This is a genomic window from Micromonospora arida (assembly GCF_003857035.1).
In the GTDB taxonomy this organism is placed as follows: Bacteria; Actinomycetota; Actinomycetes; order Mycobacteriales; family Micromonosporaceae; genus Micromonospora; species Micromonospora arida.
Genome location: NZ_QGSY01000292.1, coordinates 1 through 15,644, shown reverse-complemented (window position 1 = coordinate 15,644; position 15,644 = coordinate 1). Strand labels below are relative to the sequence as shown.

The window sequence follows — 15,644 nt, the reverse complement described above, 5'->3', positions numbered from 1 at the left end:
GACGGTAGTTGGGGTAGATGGCGCGGTGGGCGGTGGAGATGGCTGCGGCGTAGGCGCGGCCGGTGAGCGCGCGGTCGCGGGCCAGCGCGGCGCGGGCCGCGTTCGCGCCCGGTGCGCCGTGCACACCGCCGCCGGGGTGCGCCGACGCGCTCGCCAGGAAGAGCCGGTCCACCGGGGTGTCCGCCCGGCCCAGGCCAGGGATCGGTCGCAGGAAGAGCTGCTGGTACGCGGCGGCGGTCCCGCCGCCGAGCGTCCCACCGACAAGGCTCGGATTGCCCTTCTCCAGGTCGGCCGGCCCGGCCACGTGTCGGCCCACGATCAGGCTCCGGAAACCCGGGGCCGCCGCCTCCAGCACGTCCTCCATCCGCTGCACGTGCCCGGCGACCTCCTCGGCCCGCCAGTCCCGCCGGAACGGCAGATGGGTGTACGACCAGAGCGACTCGGTGCCCGGCGGGGAGTGGCTCGGGTCCGCCACCGACATCTGCCCGACCAGCAGGAACGGGTCGCGGGGCAGCTCGCCACGGGCCAACTCGCTGGCGTAGTGGGTGAGCCCGTTCAGGTCAGCGCCGAGGTGCACGGTGCCGGCGCCGGCCAGCTGCCGGTTCGTCCAGGGCACCGGCGCGGAGAGCGCCCAGTCCACCTTCAGCGTGGAGCCGTCCCACCGGAAGTGCGCCAGGTCCTCCACCAGCCGGGAGGGCAGTGCTGCCGCGCCGACCAGGTCGAGGAAGAGCGCCGGCGCCGGCACGTCGGCGAGCACGGCCCGCCGGGCCCGCCACAGCGCGCCGCCGACGGTTCGGACCCCCATCGCCCGGCCCCGGGCGGTGAGCACCCGATCGGCCCGGGCACCGTAGATGATCGTCCCGCCGAGCCCCTGTAGCCGATCCACCAGCGCGTTGGTGATCTGCTGCGCGCCGCCGTCGGGCACCGGCCAGCCGACCTGCTGGCCGAGCATGGCCAGCAGCCAGCCGTACACCCCGGAGCCGGCCTCCTCCGGGGAGAGGTCGGTGTGCAGGGCACAGCCGGCCAGCAGGGCCGGCCCGCCGGGACCGTCGAAGAGTTCGTCGCCAAGTTTGCGGACCGGTACGACGAGCCGGCGTGCGAGTCGCAGCGCGCCGGCGACGCGCAATCGACGCAGGAGGCCCAGCCCGCCGCGTACCGGAGGGAACGGCGAGGTGATCGCCTCCAGCATCGGCTCGGCCACGTCGAGCCAGTCGGTGTACGCGTTGAGCCAGCGCTTCCCGTCCCCGGGGGCGAACTGCTCCAGCGACGCTGCCGTGACGTCCGGGTCCCGGTTGATCACCGCGGCTCGACCGTCCGGCAGCAGGTGCGCCAGCACGTCCGGCGAGTGCCGCCAGGACAGCCCGTGTCGACCCAGGTCCAGGCCGCCCAGCACCGGTGAGGCGTACCCGAGGGGGTAGAACGAGCTGTAGAGGTCGCTGAGGTAGCCGGGTGCGGTGACCTCGGCGGAGCGGACCGCGCCGCCGGGCACCGCGGTCGCCTCCAGCACCACCACGTCCCAGCCGGCGTCGGCCAGCAGGTTGGCCGCGACCAGGCCGTTGTGCCCGGCGCCGACGATGACGGCGTCCGCGCTCTGCGCGGCGGTGGTTGTCATCGGATCCGGCTACCCGGCGCGCAACCGGGCGAAACGCGTTTGCCTCGCCGGGGCCCGGGCATCCGGCACCGCATGTACACGGTTGCGCAGCTGGTGGGCGGGGTGTGGGGTGCGGGCGGCGACGGCGGCGAACTGGTCGTGCGTGACCCGGCGGACGACGCGCCGGTGAGCACGGTGCCGGTGGCCACGGCCGACGAGGTGGGCAAGGCGGCCCAGGCGGCCCGCAACGCAGCGTCCCAGTGGGCGGCGACCGCGCCGGCGGAACGGGCGGCTGCGCTGCACCGGGCCGCGGACGCGGTGGAGGCGGTCATCGAGGAGCTGGCGGCGGCGGTCACCGCGGAGATGGGCAAACCGTTGGCGGACGCCCGCGGCGGCGTCGAGGCGGGGATCGGCACCCTGCGACAGTATGCGGAACTGGCACCCCTGCGCGGCGGGCGCACGCTGAACGGCGAAACCGACGCGCTGGACTTCCTGACCCCGCAGCCGCGCGGGGTGGTCGCGGCGATCACCCCGTGGAACGACCCGGTGGCGGTCTCCTGTGGACTACTCGGCGCGGCCCTGGTGACCGGGAACGTGGTGCTCTACAAGCCGAGCGAACGGACACCGGCGACGGGTTGGCTGCTGGCCCGAGCACTGGACCAGGCACTGCCGGCCGGGGTGTTGTCACTGCTCACCGGCGGCCCGGAGGTGGGTGCGGCACTGGCGGCGCAGGACGTCGACGTGGTGGCCCACGTGGGGTCCACCGCGACCGGGCGGGCGATCGCCGCCGCGGCGGCCCGCACCGGCGCGAAGGTGCTCCTGGAAAACGGCGGCAGTGACCCGTTGATCGTGGACGCGGGCGTCGACCCGGAGTGGGCGGCTGAGCAGGCCGCGCTCGGCGCGTTCGCCAACGCCGGGCAGATCTGCGTGGCGGTGGAGCGGCTCTACGTGCACCGGGAGGTGGCCGACGACTTCGTGGCCGCGCTGGTACGACGCGCCGGAGCGCTGCGGGTCGGACCGGGCCGGGATCCGGGCACCGAGCTGGGCCCGCTGGTCGACCGGCGGCACCGGGACCACGTGCACGGGCAGGTGGCGGTCGCGGTGGCGGACGGCGCACGGGTGCGGGTGGGCGGCGAGGTGCCGGACGGGCCGGGGGCGTTCTACCCGGCCACCGTCCTCACCGACTGCCGCCACGACATGCCGCTGGTCCGGGAGGAGACCTTCGGGCCGGTCGCCCCGGTGGTGGTCGTCGACTCGTTCGACGAGGCGCTGCGCTGCGCGGCGGACTCCCCGTACGGGCTGGCCGCCACTGTGTTGACCCCGTCGATGAGTCACGCGCAGCGGGCGTGGCGGGAGCTGCCCGTGGGCACGGTCAAGGTCAACGCGGTGTTCGGGGGTGCGCCGGGGGGTGCCGCGCATCCGCGCCGGGCCAGCGGGCAGGGCTTCGGGTACGGCCCGGAGTTGCTGGACGAGTTCACCGCGACGAAGGCGGTGCACATCGAGGCGCCGGGCGGCGGGCACTGGTGAACGGTACGGGCGGACGCAGGGGTGGCGCGTCCGCCCGTACCGCGTCGGTCGTGCTCCGGTGCGGCCGCGGTCAGTTGCCGCGGGCCTTGCGGGTGGCGCGGTCGTTGGCCTTCTCGATGGCCGTGACCAGTTCCGGTTTGGTCATGCTGGACCGCCCGGGCACGTCGAGTTTGCGGGCCACCGACATCAGGTGGTCCTTGGTGGCGTTGGCGTCCACGCCACCGGCTGTGGGGGCCCGCCGCTCCGGCCCGCCACCGGCGGCCTGCTGGTCGCTGGGACCCTTGCGGCCCTTCGGCTCCCAGTGGTCGCCCACCTTCTCGAATTCATGCTTCACGGCGGCGAAGGCGGTGCGGTGCGACCGCTCCCCCTCGCCGTAGGTCTCAACCGCCGAGTCGTGCGTCTTCTCCCAGGTGCGCTGCGCCTTCTCCGGGGAGCGTCGCAGCGTGCTGGGCAGGTCTTCGCGCCCAGGCATCTCGTCCTCCTCCGTGTCGACAGGGTCACTGTGACCGTTCCCCGGTGACCGGGCGGCAAACCCTAGCGACGCCGGCCGGGTACCGGGTGGGTTTGTCGATTTCACCGCCCGGGTACCGCCGAGCCAGGCCAGACCGGACGACCGGTCATCCGGCGGCCGGGGCGCAGGGAGCGGGCATGACGACCACGGAGCCGGGTACGACGCTCGACGGCACACCGGGCACCGGAGTGCCCCGGCGGATGCGGCAGTTGAGCTGGCGGACCTGGCGCGGGGTGCTGGTCCGCAGCGTGCAGAACTTCGTCAACGACAACTGCTCCGACTGGGCGGCCGCGCTGACCTACTACGGGGTGCTGGCGCTCTTTCCGTCCGCCATCGTGGTGGTGGCGCTGGTCGGCCTGGTCTCCGACGGGGAGCGGACCCTTGACACTGTGGTCGACCTGGCCAACCAGGTCGGTGCCGGGGCGGTGCTCAGCGACGACGAGGGCGGCGTGCTGAAGGTGATTCGTTCCGTGGTGCTGGAGCAGAGCAACCCCAAGCTGCTGCTGAGCTTCGGCCTGCTCGGCGCGCTCTGGTCCGCGTCGGGTTTCATCGGCGCGTTCACCCGGGCCTCGAACGCCGTCTACGGGGTGACCGAGGGCCGCCCCGTCTGGAGGCTTCGACCGCTACAGATCGGCCTGGCGGCGATCACGCTGGTGCTGCTCGCGGTGGTCGCCCTCGGCCTGATCGTCAGTGGGCCGGTCACCGATGCGGTCGGCGACCTGATCAACGCCGGCGGCCTGGCCCGCACGACGTGGAGCGTGGCGAAGTGGCCGGTCCTCGCCATGATCATGATGGTGCTGCTGTCCCTGCTGTTCTGGATCGCGCCGAACGTGCGTCAGCCGCGGTTCCGCTGGCTCACCCCGGGCGGCGCGGTGGCCCTGATCTCCTGGGCGGCGGCCTCCTTCGGCTTCGGCCTCTACGTGGCCAACTTCGGCTCGTACAACACCACCTACGGCAGTCTCGGAGCAGCCATCGCGTTCCTGGTCTGGCTCTACCTGTCCAACTCGGCGCTGATGCTGGGTGTGCAGATCAACTCCGAGGTGCAGCGCGGACGGCAGTTGCAGGCCGGCGACCCGGACCCGGACGAGCCGGTGCTGCCGCCTCGCAAGCCTGCCGACGAGTGAGCTCCCGTTCGGCCGTGGTGTCCGGTTCGCCGCCGGGCCGGGGGCCGGTTCGTGGCCCGGTGCCGGTTTACCGAGCGGGGTGCCGGGTAGCGCAGAAGGCATGGAGCGTGGCAACAGCAAGCACGGACCGAGGATCGACGAACAGATGAGTCAGGAGGTCAGCGGCCTCGTACAGGGGCCGGGGACCGGTGGCTCTCGCGTCGACGAGTCGCGGGTGCCGGAACCGGCTGGCGAGGATCAGCCGGAGACGACCACCGCCCCGGCCGGCGACCTGCGCACCGGCACCCCGCAGGGCATGAGCTCCACGGACGTCGAGCAGCGCAGCCGGCTCGGCCGGTTCATCTCGATGAGCGCACTGCCGGGCGACCGTCTGGTGCTCATTGCCAGCGCCCGTGAGAACGAGGCGCCGGACGACATCGTGGCGGCGCTGGAACGGCTGCCCGAGGGCACCGTCTACCAGACGGTCTCCGAGGTGTGGGCCGCGCTGGGCAACAAGAACGAGACAACTCGCTGGTGATCAGGATCGCCCCCGATCCGGCAATCCACCGGCGACTGAAGGAGGTTCCCCGATGAGTGGCGTTACCGAACATGTTGACGTGTCCGTACCCGTACGCACCGCGTACGACCAGTGGACGCAGTTCGAGGAGTTCCCCGAGTTCATGGAGGGTGTGCAGGAGGTCCGGCAGCTCTCCGACACGATGACCCACTGGACGGTGGACATCGCCGGGGTGAAGCGCGAGTTCGACGCCGAGATCACCGAGCAGCTGCCCGACGAGCGCGTCGCCTGGCGCTCCACCGGCGGCACCCAGCAGGCCGGCGTGGTGACCTTCCACCGACTCGACCAGGACAAGACCCGCGTCACCCTGCAGCTCGAGTTCGAGCCGCACGGGGTGGTCGAGCAGGCCGGTGACAAGCTCGGCATCGTCGACCGGCGCGCCAAGGGCGACCTGGAGCGGTTCAAGACCTTCATCGAGCGACGCGGTCAGGAGACCGGCGCCTGGCGCGGGTCGGTGGACCGTCCGCAGCCGTGACCTGAGCAGTGACACCGATGGCCGCCAGAATCCTGGCGGCCATCGCCGTGTTCGAGCCTTGTCGCACGCCACCGTTTGCGATCATCGCGCCCGGGTACCGCTGAAGACATGACCGACGACAACATCAGGGTGTGGCGGGACGAGGAACGGCTTCCGTTGGAAGAGCTGGAGCAGGCCGTGGCCGGCTCCACCCTCGACGGGCAGGCCGACGACGTGACCGGCAACGACGCGGGGGAAGAGGCGACGTTCGGCCACGGGCCGGCAGCGGACGACCGTAAGGGGCAGGCCCAGGGCAACAGCCGGGAGGACACCGATCCGGAGCGCCGCTACCGCCCGTCCACCACCGGACGGACCGGCCCGGACGCGGGCTGACCCTCCCCGCCGGGCTGAGTAGGCGCTGGCTGACCGGTGGGCCGGCCGGTCGAGCGACGGGCGCCCCACTCGTAGAGCGCGATCAGCGCCAGCGCGAGCACCAGCAGGGCCGACCCCAGCACCTGCACCGAGGTGTTGCCGATCAGCACGCCCAGCCCGGCCGGGACGAGCGCCGCGCCGATGCCCGCGGCGCCGATCTGGAGGCCGATGGCGCGGTCCGCGTGCGCCGCTCCGACCCGCTCGGCGGTGGTGAGGGTGAGCAGCGGAAACACCGGCGCGGCGGCGAAACCGACAACGACCAGGCCGAGCACCGCCAGGAGGGCCGGCCCGGGCACGGCGATCAGCGCCGCGCCGACGGCCATCCCGGCGAGGCTGACGCGCAGCACCAGCCCCGCCCCCAGGCGCTCGGCCACCAGACCCTGCACGATCCGGCCGACGAAGAGGCTGCCCCAGTACGCGGAGACGCAGCCGCCGGCCACCGCGGCGCTGAGCCCGCGCCCCTCGGTCAGCAGCAGGAACGCCCACAGCCCAGCGGACACCTCGATCGCCACGTACAGCACGAAGGCAAGCGTCCCCGACCAGACCGCCGGCAGCCGCAGCGTTTCCCGAACCGGCACCCGGACGATCGGCGCCTGGATGGCGTCACCCGCCTCGGTGCTGGCTGGAACGCCACGCTGCCAGGCCCGCACGGTGAGCGCGAACGCGACGGCGAGGACGAGTTGGGCGGCGGCCACGATGCCGTACCCCCAACGCCAGGCGAGGCCGGCGCTCAGCACCGCGGTCATGATCAGTGGACCGATGGCCACGCCGAGGCCGAAGAAGGCGTGCAACCAGTTCATGTGGCGGGGCCCGAAGGCCCCGGCGGCGTACGCGTTGAGCCCGGAGTCGACCGCACCGGAGCCGAGCCCGAGCAGCAGCGCACAGCCCACCAGCACCGCCAGCACGGGGCTCACCGAGTAGCCGGTCAGCGCCAGGCTGGCCAGCAGGGTGCTGCCCGCGAGCAGGGCGCCCACGCCGACCCGGGCCAGCGTGAAGCCGGCCAGCACGCTGGAGGTGAGGTAGCCGACGGTGCCGGCGGTGAGCACCCACCCGACCGCCTCGGTCGGCACGTCGAAGTCGCCCCGGATCGAGGGCCAGCCGACGCCGAGCAGGCCGTCGGGCAGGCCGAGACTGACGAACGCGAGGTACGCGAGCAGGAGCAGTGCGGCGCGGGGGCGCGCGGGCAGGGTGGACACGAGTCACCATCCTGCCGCAGGGGCACCCTAGCGCCGTCGGCACCCGATTGCCCGCGAGGCAAAGAAGTCGTGTCCGTACGGTCGAGAAAGCGGACAGCTCATCCAGAATCGGCCGATCGGAGGACGGCAAGCCGGCTGGTTCGCGTAAGAATTTCGGGATGCATCAAGGCTCCGGAATCCTCTCCACGCGTCAGCGCCGGCTCGCCTGGCTCGGCTTCCTGCTCGCCGCGCTCCAGGCGCCCGTGTCCGCCTGGCTCGTCGCCGACGAGTCGTGGCTGTTCAGCCTCTGCGTCGCGCTGATGGTGGCCACCGTGATCATCGCTGACGACGCGGCACGTCGTCGCCCGGCCAACGCGACAAGCGACTAGCCTCCGCCGCCCGGCCGGGCCTCGTGGCCCGGTCGGCCCCGGCTACGGCGGCGTTCCTTCATCTCCGCCTCGTAGAGGTGGCGCCGCCCACCCACCAACTCGTCGCGGGCCTGCTGGTCCAACTCCCGGAACAGCGCGTGGTAACCGTCGTCGAAGTCCTCGACGATCTGGAACGTCCACCGTCCGGCGATGACGTTGCGGCCGCGCAGCTCCGTGGCTATCCGGTCGGCGAGATGCGGATGCCCGGCGGCGCGAAACTGCTCCACCGCGTCGTCGAGCATCAGGTCGGCATGGCCGATCAACTGGTGCACCGAGTAGAGGTGCCCCCGGGCCCGCTCCACACACTCCAGCGCCTCGCTGAGCTTGCCGAGCGCCGCGACCGTCGCGTCGCTGACGCCGTCCGGCCGCCGGTGCCGCTCGTCGGGTCCGTCCACCTGCTGTCCCATCCGTGCCTCCGTGCCGGGTGCCGTCATCCGTGGGTGTTCTCCTGCTGCCCCGTCTGTGCCGGATCAATCCCCCAGGTCAGCGGCGACCGCCCCAGTGGCGCAGCCGACATCCGCCGAGCGGACGAGGCCGACACTGTCACTGGTCGGTTAGCCTCGGTCACCATGCGTGTGCCGTTCAACCGGGTCGCCTCCCGTACCGCCGTCGACTCGGCGCGGTCCACCCTGGCCGCCCTCACCGTCTCCGTGGGCACTGTCGGACTCGCCGCCGCGGCCGCGCGACCGGGGCTGCTGGCCCTCGTCGACCAACATGCGGCGGCCGTCCGGGACAGCCTCGACGGGGACCGCACCCCGCTCACCTCCGCGGCACTCGCCGGCTACGCGGAGGGGGTGCGCGCCGCCGCCCTGGAGCACGGGTGGACGCCGCCCAGCGGGCCGGTGGACTGGAGCCACCCGGAGTGGCTGCTCACCCGGCTGGTCGCGGTCTGCGCGCTGGCTCGCGCACTCGACCGGCACTGACACGCGAGGGAGGGCACCCCGCGTCGTACGCGAAGCGCCCTCCCACCCGTCGTGCCCGTTCCGCCCCGCTACGAGCGGTACTGCTGGGTTTCGTCCACCCGAGGCATGGCCTGGGTGCGGTCACCCCCGCGGTCGGCCATCTGCCGCTCCACGTCGCTACGCCCGGCCGACGCGGCCTGACGTTGCTGCTGCACCGCCCGAGCCTCCTGGGCCGCCCGGTCCAGCCAGCCGTCCCAGCGTCTCTGCATCGGCTTCACGAGACCACCGCCGACGCCGACGATCAGGATGCCGGCCACCGTGGCGAGCACCGCGATCAGCACCGGGGTGGTCACTGTGGTGGCGATACCCACCTGGTTCAGGGCGGCGATCACACCGAGCGCGATGATGAAGATCGCCGTCAGGTCGGCCAGGACCTTGCCGTACGAGAGCCCTCCCAGCGCCCCGGTGACCAGATCCCGGACAGCGTTGGCGATCGCGGCCGCCACCACCACGATGACGATCGCGATGAACGCGCGCGGCAGCCAGGACACCACGCCGCTGATCAGGTCACTGATCGCGTTGGGCCCCCAGACTCCGAAGGCGAACTGCAGCGTGAACAGCAGTACGGCGTAGTACGCCAGTCTGGCCAGAATGTCGCTGGCGTCGTACTTCGTTCTCTCCAGGGCCCGTTTGATGCCACCGCGTTCGACCGCCTGGTCGAAACGCACCCGTTCCAGCACCGTATCCACGATCTTGAGGACGGCTCTGGCGATGAGCCAGCCGACCACGAGGATGACGATGAAGGCCACTGCCTTCGGGATGAAGAGCAGCACCGACCTCCAGGTGTCGGCGATGGCATCGCCGATGTCGGCCTGCCGGACCGCGAGGGTTTTCAGCATGATGTCCCTCCTGTCGCATGGACTGCGCCGGGCGCATACCCGGCAACCGGTCCGGCACTCCGCGCAGCGCGCGGCGTTTTTCCCGACAGACCCCCGGACAGGGGCCCTGAACTGCCCGAACGGCCGCCGCGACGGACGCGGCCACGGCCCGCCGCCATGGTCGGATGCCTTTCCCGGTCGGCCGACTAGGCTGCGAACATGCCAGGAACGGTCAGGCGGGTCCCCACGCCAGCAACTCCAGGCCCGGGCGCACCCACCGGGTCCGGCCCGGCCGTCGGCGTGCTCGCCCACGACTGGGCCAACACGCCGCTGGGCCCGGCCGACGACTGGGACGTCGCCCTCCAGGCCGTGGTGGAGCTGGTCCTCGCCTCGCCGATGCCGATGGCCCTGGCGTACGGCGACGACCTCGTCCTGCTCTACAACGCCGGCTACGCCGAACTGCTGGGCACCAAGCACCCGAGCGCACTCGGTCGTCCGGCCTCCGAGGTGTTCGCGGAGATCTGGGCGCTGCCTGGCGTCGGTGCGGTCATCGAGCGCTGCTACCGGCAGGGCGAGCCCTTCCTGGAGAAGGAGTCCACCCTGCCGCTGGTCCGTGGGCACTCCGCGACGGTGGAGCAGGCGGTCTTCACCCGGGGCTACTCACCGGTGCGCGACAGCGCCGGCCAGATCGTCGGCGTGTTGACGGTCGCGGCCGAGACCACCCACGTCACCGAGCAGTTGCAGAGCCTCAGCGAGGTGGCCGCGGCGCTCGCCGGCACCCTCACTCTCGACGACGTGGCCCGGGTGGCGCTGCGGTACGCGATCACCACGTTCGACCCCGACCAGGCCTCGTTCGCTGTCGACGAGGGCGGCGGCGGCTGGCGCATGGTGCGCCGGGTCCGTGGCGAGTTGTTGGACGAGGCCGACGAGAGGCTTCCCCCGCTCTGGCGGCGCGCGCCGGCGGACTGGTCGGCCCCGGTGGTGCAGGCGGCCCGCTCCGGAGCCCCGTCGTTCACCCGCGACGGGCAGCCGCTGCGGGACACCGCCGTGGACCGCCACGACCAGAAGGTCCGCGCGATGGCGGCCCTGCCGCTGGGCACCTCGGTGGTCCGCGGTGGGCTGGCGGTCGGCTACCAGGTTCCGCACACCTGGTCCCCCGCCGAACGGGCGCTGCTTGCCGCCTCGGCCGAGCTGATCGGCCAGGCCGCCGAGCGGGCCCGCCGGTTCGAGACCCAGCACGGCACGGCCCAACTGTTGCAGCGCAGCATGTTGCCGGAGCACCTGCCGGATCTACCCCGGTTGCGGATCGCGGCCCGCTACGACCCGGGCGTGGACGGCAACGCGGCCGGCGGTGACTTCTACGACGCGTTCCTGCTGCCCAACGGCTCGCTCGGCGTGGTGCTGGGCGATGTCGCCGGGCACGACGTGCAGGCCGCCGCGCGGATGGGGCAGGTCCGGGCCGCGCTGCGCGCCCTGGCCCTGGCCCTGGCCGACCCGACGCCCGACGCTGTCCTGGCCGGCCTGGACCGGCTGGTGACCAGCCTCGGCGCGGAGGCCGGCACCCACGAGCTGTTCGTCACCGTGGCGTTCGGGGTGATCGACGCGGAGCGCCGGGAGCTGACCCTGTCCAGCGCCGGTCACCCCGCGCCGTTGATCCGCCGCGGTGACCCGGATGGCCGGTTCCACGCCGAGTACGTCGACGTCCCGGCCGGGCCGCCACTGGGGTTGGGCGGCCGGCCCGGCACCACTACCGTCCCGTTCCGCCCCGGCGACACCCTGCTGCTGTTCAGCGACGGTGTGGTGGAGCGTCGCCGGCAGAGCCTCAGCGCCGGGCTGGCCACCCTGAGCGACGCCGTCGCCAAGGCCGGCAGCGGCGACCCCCGTGCGCTCTGCGCGGTGGCCACCGCGGCGGTCCCGGGCGGCACGGAGGACGACGTGGCCGTGCTGGCGGTCGAGCACGCGCTCAAACCGAGTCGTTCGGCGAGCATGGAGGTGCCCGCCGAGCCGACCGCGCCCAGCCGGGTCCGGCATTGGCTGACCGGTCAGCTCACCGAGTGGCAGGTGCCCGAGTCGGTGATCGGGGCGGCGGTGCTCTGCACCAGCGAGCTGACCACCAACGCGTTGCTGCACGCCGGCACGGCCGCACGGGTGGAGATCGACCTCAGCGCCGAGCGGCTGCTCGTCTCGGTCGCGGATTCCGGCACGCGGGGCACCGTGACCCGGGCCCGTACCGACACGTTGAGCAGTCGCGGGCGCGGCCTCGGCCTGATCGAGGAACTCAGCGACGCCTGGGGCACCGACCCGTCGGTCCGGGGCTCCACCGTCTGGTTCGAGATCCTCACGCCGCTGGCCGCGCATCCCTGAGCCGCCCGAGAGTAGGAGGACGCCGATGGCAACCGACCGGCCCGCCGGGGTCCTCTTCGATGTCGACGGCACCCTGGTCGACACCACCTATCTGCACACCGTGAGCTGGTGGGAGGCGTTACGCCAGACCGATCAGCCGGTGCCGATGGCGGTGGTGCACCGCTCGATCGGGATGGGGTCGGACAAACTCCTGGACCACCTCCTCGGGCCGGAGCGGGACCGCGACGCCGACTCGAAGCTGCGCGACGCGCACGACACCCTCTACGCCGAGTACTGGGAACGGCTCACGCCACTACCCCGGGCCGCCGACCTGTTGCGGGCCTGCGCCGAGCGGGGGTTGCGGGTCGTGCTGGCCACCTCCGCCTCGGAACCCGAGGTGGGCGCGCTTCGTCGGGCGCTGGCCGCCGAAGACGTGATCGACACGGTCACCTCCTCAGAGGACGCCCAGCAGAGCAAGCCGGCACCGGACATCCTGGTCGCCGCGTTGGAGCAGTCCGGGTTGGCCGCCGAGCGGGTGGTCTTCGTCGGCGACTCGGTGTGGGACGTCGTCGCGGCCGGGAAGTTGAACATCCCGTGTGTGGGCCTCACCTGCGGTGGCACCAGTCGCGGCGAGCTCGCCGGCGCGGGTGCCGTAGCGGTGTACGACGACCCGGCCGCGCTGTTGCACGAGTTCGCGGACTCACCGCTCACCCGGCTCCGATGAGGATCATTCGGGTCCACCGGCGCCTACGCGCATAGCCGGACCCCTTGCGGGGCAAGGACTGTCACCACCTGCCCGCGCCTCGCGGGTGCGGGCAGAAGGGTGGTGCCGTGGAGCCGGTAGATGTGGCGTTCGCACTGGTGGGCCTGGGCGCCCTGCTCGCGGGCATCCTGCCGCGGGTGCTGGAGCGGCGCCCACTGTCCATGCCGATCGCCTTCCTCGCCCTCGGCATGCTGGTGTTCCTGCTGCCGGTCGGGCTGCCGTCACCGGACCCCCTGGCCCACCCGGAGCTGACCACCCACCTCACCGAGATCGGCGTGATCGTCGCGCTGATGGGCGCCGGGCTGAAGATCGACCGGCCGTTGAGCTGGCGGCGGTGGTCGTCCACCTGGCGGCTGCTGGCGATCGCGATGCCCCTGTGCATCGCGGCGGTGGCCCTGCTCGGCTGGTGGTGGGCGGGGCTGGTGCCGGCCGCCGCGCTGTTGTTGGGCGCCGCGCTGGCGCCCACCGACCCGGTGCTCGCCGCCGACGTGCAGGTCGGCGAACCGACCGACGCGGAGGATTCCGAGGACGAGGTCCGCTTCGCGCTGACCTCCGAGGCCGGCCTGAACGACGGGCTGGCGTTCCCGTTCGTCTACGCGGCCATCGCCATCGCCTCGACCAGCCTCGCCCCGAGCGACTGGTTGGCCGAGTGGTTCACAGTGGACGTGCTCTGGAAGATCAGCATCGGCGTCGGCGGTGGCCTGCTCATCGGCTGGCTGCTCGGCAAGCTGTTCTTCCGCGCTCCCAGTGAGCTGCGGTTGGCCCGCCACGCCGAGGGATTCCTGGCGCTGGCCGCCACGTTCCTGGCGTACGGGCTGGTGGAGGTGGTCGGCGGGTACGGCTTCCTGGCGGTGTTCGTTGCCGCACGGGCCATTCGGGCCGCCGAGCGGACCCACGAGTTCCACTCGGTGCTGCACGACTTCGCCGAGCAGGTCGAACGGCTGCTCACCCTGGTGCTGTTGCTGCTGCTCGGCGGCGCGATCGTGGGTGGTCTGCTGGGCCCGCTGACCTGGCCGGCGGCCGCCGTCGGGCTGGCGCTGGTGTTCCTGGTGCGGCCGCTGATCGGCTGGTTGTCGTTGCGCGGCGCTCCCGGACGGCCGGCCGAGCACTGGGTCATCTCGTTGTTCGGCATCCGCGGCGTCGGCTCGTTCTACTACCTCGCGTACGCCACGACCAAGGCCGACTTTCCGCAGGCCGAGCTGCTCTGGGCGACCGTCGGGCTGGTGGTGCTCGTCTCCGTCGTGGTGCACGGCGTCGCGGCGACCCCGGTCATGCAACTGCTGGACCGGGAGGGAGAGCGGACCTCCGACCCGGCCGAGCGGGACGCCGACGCTCGCCCCGTCGCGGCAGCCGGACACGCCTGATCGGGTGGGCTCCGGCCACCCGAACACCCCTGAGCAGTGGCTCAGGCCAGGCGGGCGGCCAGCGCACGGCCCAGGTCCCGGCCTGAGCGCCAGGCGCTCTGCACCCGGGGCTTGCCGAACGCGTCGCCGGCCAGGCCGATTCCGTCGGCGTCGAGGTGGTGGGTGGCGCCGCCGGCACCGCTGGTCGGCTTCGCGTACGTCCAGCGGTGCACGTGCACGTCGACGGCCTGCTCGGGCAGCCCGAGCAGGTCCCGGACGGCCTGCTCGATCGCCGGGCCGGCCCCGGTGGGTTGGGCCAGGTGCCCGGCCGCGAACTCCGGCACGGTGTGCGCGACCAGCACCGGCGCACCGTCACCGCGCCGGTCACCGTCGTCGCAGACGAGGTTGAGGACCGGATGCTCGTTGACGAACGCACCCCGGAAGTCCGGCCAGCGCCGGGTCGGGAAGCGCAGCACCGCGGCCATCGACGGCGACCAGCGTTGCGCCTGTACGACCCGGGTGGCGTCGGTCAGGGCCGGGTCGAGCAGCAGGGCGGCCTGCGGACCCGGCATGGCCAGGGCGACCGCCGCACACGGCTGCCCGTCGACGACCGGGCCGGGTTCCACGGTGAGCACCAGCCGGTCGACGGTCACCGGTACCTCGCCGGCCAGGTGCTCGACCAACGAGCGCAGCCCACCGGGGGCGGCGAAGCGCATCGGCCCGGGCACCTCGTGGTTGCCACTCCGGTCGTACGCCTGGAAGGTGTCGGTCCATTCGCGGACCAGCCCGGCGGCGCGCCACTGTTCGACCAGTGCGGCGAAGTCCGGGTCGGTGGCGGTGAAGTAGGCGGCGCCGATGTCCGCGGGCCGGCCCTGGAAGCGTTTGCTGGCCATCCGGCCACCGCAGACGTGCCCCCGCTCCCGGACCTGCACCGGCACCCCGGCCCGGGTCAGCTCGACCGCACAGGCCACCCCGGCGATGCCCGCCCCGACCACCACCACTCTCGACCGGTCCTCCGTCATCCGATGATCGTAGGTGGCGGCGTTCGGGCATGAACCACCGATGATCGGGGTACTGGCACACCTGTTCGAAGGAGAGGGTGATGATGATGACGGACCGCCGCACCGAGCAGGCCGACCAGAACGCCGCGATCAAGGACCCGGACGAGTGGGTCACCGGGGACGAGCCGCCGACCGCCGCCCAGGAGTCCTACCTGAGCACACTGGCCCGGGAAGCCCACGCCGACCTCCCGGACGACCTGACCAAGGCCGAGGCGTCCAAGCGCATCGACGAGCTCCAAGCCGAAACGGGCCGAGGCCAGTAACCTCGCACCCCGCACCCCGCACCCCGCAACCCGCACCTCGACGCCGTTGCGTTGGGGCTGTGGCCGCCCGGCCAGCCCCGTGTTGGACAACGGGACCTGTGGTAGATCAACGTGTGTCGAGCGAGAGGCCCGCGCCGATCTTGCGGTTTCTGTTGTCAGCCTGGGCGGGTATGCCCCTTGTGTCGGGACAGAAAGTGCAAGATCGCGGAGTCCATGCGATCTTGCACTTGCTGTCGCGACAAAAGCCGCGCAAGGCGCAGAACAACGACAGCAAGTGCAAGATCCGCAGGAGG

The 15,644-nt window shown here is 72.6% G+C and carries 17 protein-coding genes; 11 read left to right on the top strand and 6 right to left on the bottom strand.

Annotation, left to right across the window (positions count from 1 at the left end):
• Window positions 1–1,612: phytoene desaturase family protein (locus DLJ58_RS29595; protein ID WP_148098017.1), on the bottom strand; the 1,612-nt coding region annotated here is incomplete at its 3' end.
• Window positions 1,613–1,684: 72 nt separating this feature from the next.
• Here DLJ58_RS29595 and DLJ58_RS29590 point away from each other — a divergent pair.
• Window positions 1,685–3,118, top strand: a complete 1,434-nt coding sequence (locus tag DLJ58_RS29590) for an aldehyde dehydrogenase family protein (protein WP_124861261.1) — start codon at window positions 1,685–1,687, stop codon at window positions 3,116–3,118.
• 70 nt (window positions 3,119–3,188) lie between these two features.
• Here DLJ58_RS29590 and DLJ58_RS29585 read toward each other — a convergent pair whose 3' ends face one another.
• Window positions 3,189–3,590, bottom strand: a complete 402-nt coding sequence (locus DLJ58_RS29585; RefSeq protein ID WP_124861259.1) for a ChaB family protein — start codon at window positions 3,588–3,590, stop codon at window positions 3,189–3,191.
• A gap of 176 nt (window positions 3,591–3,766) precedes the next feature.
• Between DLJ58_RS29585 and DLJ58_RS29580 the strand changes: the two genes are divergently transcribed.
• The 4 genes from DLJ58_RS29580 to DLJ58_RS29565 all read left to right on the top strand — a co-directional run bounded on the left by DLJ58_RS29580 (window position 3,767) and on the right by DLJ58_RS29565 (window position 6,156).
• A complete protein-coding gene (locus DLJ58_RS29580; protein WP_124861257.1) occupies window positions 3,767–4,753 on the top strand; it encodes a YihY/virulence factor BrkB family protein in 987 nt (328 codons plus the stop codon).
• 100 nt (window positions 4,754–4,853) lie between these two features.
• The gene (locus DLJ58_RS29575) at window positions 4,854–5,270 is read left to right on the top strand and encodes a DUF2795 domain-containing protein (RefSeq protein WP_088947320.1); all 417 of its coding nucleotides are present in this window, start codon (window positions 4,854–4,856) and stop codon (window positions 5,268–5,270) included.
• 52 nt (window positions 5,271–5,322) lie between these two features.
• Window positions 5,323–5,784 carry an SRPBCC family protein gene (locus tag DLJ58_RS29570; RefSeq protein WP_124861255.1) on the top strand — a complete coding sequence of 154 codons (462 nt, stop codon included), beginning with the start codon at window positions 5,323–5,325 and terminating at the stop codon, window positions 5,782–5,784.
• A gap of 108 nt (window positions 5,785–5,892) precedes the next feature.
• On the top strand, window positions 5,893–6,156 hold the full coding sequence (locus DLJ58_RS29565; protein WP_124861253.1) for a hypothetical protein: 264 nt from the start codon (window positions 5,893–5,895) through the stop codon (window positions 6,154–6,156).
• On the opposite strand, the gene DLJ58_RS29560 is transcribed toward DLJ58_RS29565, so the two are convergent.
• Window positions 6,111–7,391 carry an MFS transporter gene (locus DLJ58_RS29560; RefSeq protein WP_124861251.1) on the bottom strand — a complete coding sequence of 427 codons (1,281 nt, stop codon included), beginning with the start codon at window positions 7,389–7,391 and terminating at the stop codon, window positions 6,111–6,113. The genes DLJ58_RS29565 and DLJ58_RS29560 overlap by 46 nt on opposite strands.
• 158 nt (window positions 7,392–7,549) lie before the next feature.
• On the opposite strand from DLJ58_RS29560, the gene DLJ58_RS29555 reads away from it, so the two are divergent.
• Entirely contained in the window at window positions 7,550–7,759 is a 210-nt protein-coding gene (locus DLJ58_RS29555; protein WP_091401653.1) for a hypothetical protein, read from the top strand.
• Here the strand turns inward: DLJ58_RS29555 and DLJ58_RS29550 are convergent.
• Entirely contained in the window at window positions 7,756–8,205 is a 450-nt protein-coding gene (locus tag DLJ58_RS29550; protein WP_124861249.1) for a hypothetical protein, read from the bottom strand. The two genes, DLJ58_RS29555 and DLJ58_RS29550, sit on opposite strands and share 4 nt — an antisense overlap.
• 162 nt (window positions 8,206–8,367) lie before the next feature.
• On the opposite strand from DLJ58_RS29550, the gene DLJ58_RS29545 reads away from it, so the two are divergent.
• Window positions 8,368–8,721: a DUF6401 family natural product biosynthesis protein gene (locus DLJ58_RS29545; RefSeq protein WP_112583451.1), complete on the top strand. Its 354-nt coding sequence runs from the start codon at window positions 8,368–8,370 to the stop codon at window positions 8,719–8,721.
• 68 nt (window positions 8,722–8,789) lie between these two features.
• On the opposite strand, the gene DLJ58_RS29540 is transcribed toward DLJ58_RS29545, so the two are convergent.
• Window positions 8,790–9,599, bottom strand: a complete 810-nt coding sequence (locus DLJ58_RS29540) for a mechanosensitive ion channel family protein (protein WP_124861247.1) — start codon at window positions 9,597–9,599, stop codon at window positions 8,790–8,792.
• A gap of 198 nt (window positions 9,600–9,797) precedes the next feature.
• Between DLJ58_RS29540 and DLJ58_RS29535 the strand changes: the two genes are divergently transcribed.
• From DLJ58_RS29535 to DLJ58_RS29525, 3 genes are all read left to right on the top strand, one after another.
• Window positions 9,798–11,942 carry an ATP-binding SpoIIE family protein phosphatase gene (locus tag DLJ58_RS29535; RefSeq protein ID WP_124861245.1) on the top strand — a complete coding sequence of 715 codons (2,145 nt, stop codon included), beginning with the start codon at window positions 9,798–9,800 and terminating at the stop codon, window positions 11,940–11,942.
• 25 nt (window positions 11,943–11,967) lie between these two features.
• Window positions 11,968–12,645 (top strand): HAD family hydrolase, encoded by a 678-nt coding sequence (locus DLJ58_RS29530; protein ID WP_124861243.1) that lies wholly within the window; start codon window positions 11,968–11,970, stop codon window positions 12,643–12,645.
• 107 nt (window positions 12,646–12,752) lie between these two features.
• The gene (locus DLJ58_RS29525; RefSeq protein WP_124861241.1) at window positions 12,753–14,048 is read left to right on the top strand and encodes a cation:proton antiporter domain-containing protein; all 1,296 of its coding nucleotides are present in this window, start codon (window positions 12,753–12,755) and stop codon (window positions 14,046–14,048) included.
• Window positions 14,049–14,089: 41 nt separating this feature from the next.
• Here the strand turns inward: DLJ58_RS29525 and DLJ58_RS29520 are convergent, their stop codons facing one another.
• The gene (locus DLJ58_RS29520; RefSeq protein WP_167493752.1) at window positions 14,090–15,028 is read right to left on the bottom strand and encodes an NAD(P)/FAD-dependent oxidoreductase; all 939 of its coding nucleotides are present in this window, start codon (window positions 15,026–15,028) and stop codon (window positions 14,090–14,092) included.
• Window positions 15,029–15,132: 104 nt separating this feature from the next.
• On the opposite strand from DLJ58_RS29520, the gene DLJ58_RS29515 reads away from it, so the two are divergent.
• Complete coding sequence (locus DLJ58_RS29515) at window positions 15,133–15,351, top strand: DUF3072 domain-containing protein (RefSeq protein WP_091402204.1); 219 nt, start codon at window positions 15,133–15,135, stop codon at window positions 15,349–15,351.
• The last annotated feature ends 293 nt before the right edge of the window (window positions 15,352–15,644 follow it).